The 2,054-nt window shown below is 73.8% G+C and carries 1 protein-coding gene; it reads right to left on the minus strand.

Features of this window, described 5'->3' with window-relative positions; all coding sequences use genetic code 11:
- Positions 1-2,054, minus strand: a 2,054-nt coding sequence (locus AB0J09_RS63250) for an amino acid adenylation domain-containing protein (RefSeq protein WP_360713943.1), incomplete at both ends; no start/stop codon positions are given.

Below are 2,054 nucleotides of genomic sequence, written 5' to 3' on the forward strand. Positions count from 1 at the left end.
GGGCGTGGCCGGTCGGTCGGCAGCTCCAGCGCGGCCGCGCCCTCGAGCCGCTCGCGCCAGTAACCGAGCTGTTCCTCCAGCACCTCGCTCTGAAGCCATTCGCGCTGCCAGACCGCGAAGTCGGCGTACTGCACCGGCAACGGAGCCAACGGCGACGGCTCACCCCGGGAGAACGCCTCGTACAGAACGGTCAGCTCGCGGCGCAGCACGTCCACCGACCATTTGTCCGACGCGACATGATGCGTGCACAGGCTGAGCAGGTGCTCCTCAGCGCCGAGGCGGATCAGCCGGGCCCGGAGCAGCGGCCCGGTCTCCAGGTCGAACGGCAGCGTCGCGTCCGCGACGACCTGCTCCCGCGCGCGGGCCGGGGCGTCCGGCTCGTGCGACAGGTCGATGATCGGCAGGTCGAGCCCGGCCGCCGGGTCGACGACCTGATACGGCACACCGTCCACCGCGACCAGCCGGGTGCGCAGCACCTCGTGCCGCTCCACGATCGCCCCCAGCGCCGCGCCCAGCGCGGCCACGTCCAGCGGTCCGTTCATGCGCAGCGCGATCGGCACGTTGTACTCCAGTGCGCCGGGTTCGAGCTGGTCCAGGAACCACAACCGCTGCTGCGCGAAGGACAGCGGCAGGGCCTGTCCGCGCGGCACCGCGACAATGGGCGGCGCGGAGGCCGCCTTGGCCACGTCGACCACCGCGGCCAGCCCGGCCACGGTCGGGTGGTCGAACAGCGCCGTCAGCGGCACCTCGACGCCGAGTTCCGCCCGCACCCGGGAGATCACCCGGGTGGCCAGCAGAGAGTGGCCGCCCAGCTCGAAGAAGCCGTCGCCGGTCCCGACCCTGGTCACGCCCAGCACCTCGGCCCAGATCGCGGCGAGCCTCTCCTCGGTGAACGAGGCGGGGGCGGCGAACGCGCCGGTCACGGCCTGCGGGGCAGGGAGTGCCGCCCGGTCGTACTTGCCGTTGGGCGTCAAGGGGATCGCGATGAGTTCCACGTAAGCACCGGGGACCATGTAGTCGGGCAGGCTCCTCCGCAGGAACGACCTCAGCTCGCCCGCCTCCGGCAGACCCGCCGTGACGTCGGCCGGCACCAGGTAGCCGACCAGGCGGCGGCCCGCTCCGTCGTCGCGGGCGACCACCACGGCCGCGGCCACTGCCGGGTGCGCGCACAGTGCCGCCTCGACCTCACCTGGTTCGATCCGGAATCCCCTGACTTTGATCTGCTGGTCGACCCGGCCGAGGAACTCCAGTTCGCCGTCGGCCCGCCATCTGACCCGGTCGCCGGTGCGATACAGCCTGGTGCCGCTCCGGCCGAGCGGGTCGGCGATGAACCGTTCGGCGGTGAGGTCGGGGCGGCCGCCGTAGCCGCGCGCCACCCCGGCGCCGCCGATGAACAGCTCGCCGGGCACGCCCACCGGAGCCGGCTCGAGGTGCTTGTCCAGCACGTAGGTCACGGTGTTGGCGATCGGGCGGCCCAGCGTCGGGGCGGCCCCGTCCGTCACCTGGTGCCGGGTGGACCAGATCGTGGTCTCGGTGGGGCCGTACAGGTTCCACAGCCCCGCCGTGCGGTCCGACAGCCACCGTGCGAGGGAGGCGGGCAGCGCCTCTCCCCCGCACAGGGCCCGCAGCCGCGGCGAGCCGGCCCATCCGGCGTCGCGGAGCATCTGCCAGGTCGCCGGGGTGGCCTGCATGGCCGTCACGCCGTGCCGGTCGATCTCGGCCGCCAGCGCCTCCGGCGAACGGGTGGTGTCGGCCGACGCCACCACCACACGCGCGCCGCGGGTCAGCGGCAGGAACAGCTCCAGCCCGGCGATGTCGAATCCGAGCGTGGTGACCGCGAGCAGCGCGTCACCGGGTTCCAGGCCGGGCCGCTCGCCCATGGTGACCAGGAAGTTCGCCAGGTTGGCGTGTGAGACCTGCACGCCCTTGGGCAGGCCCGTGGAACCCGAGGTGTGCAGCACGTACGCCAGCCGGCCGGGGTCGGTCTGCCCCGTGGGCGCGGCCGGGGGCGCGGCGCGCAGCGCGGCCGCGGTCGTGGGGTCGTCCAGGTCGAC

Origin of the sequence: Nonomuraea sp. NPDC049784, from assembly GCF_040659615.1 — a bacterium.
Taxonomy (GTDB): Bacteria; Actinomycetota; Actinomycetes; order Streptosporangiales; family Streptosporangiaceae; genus Nonomuraea.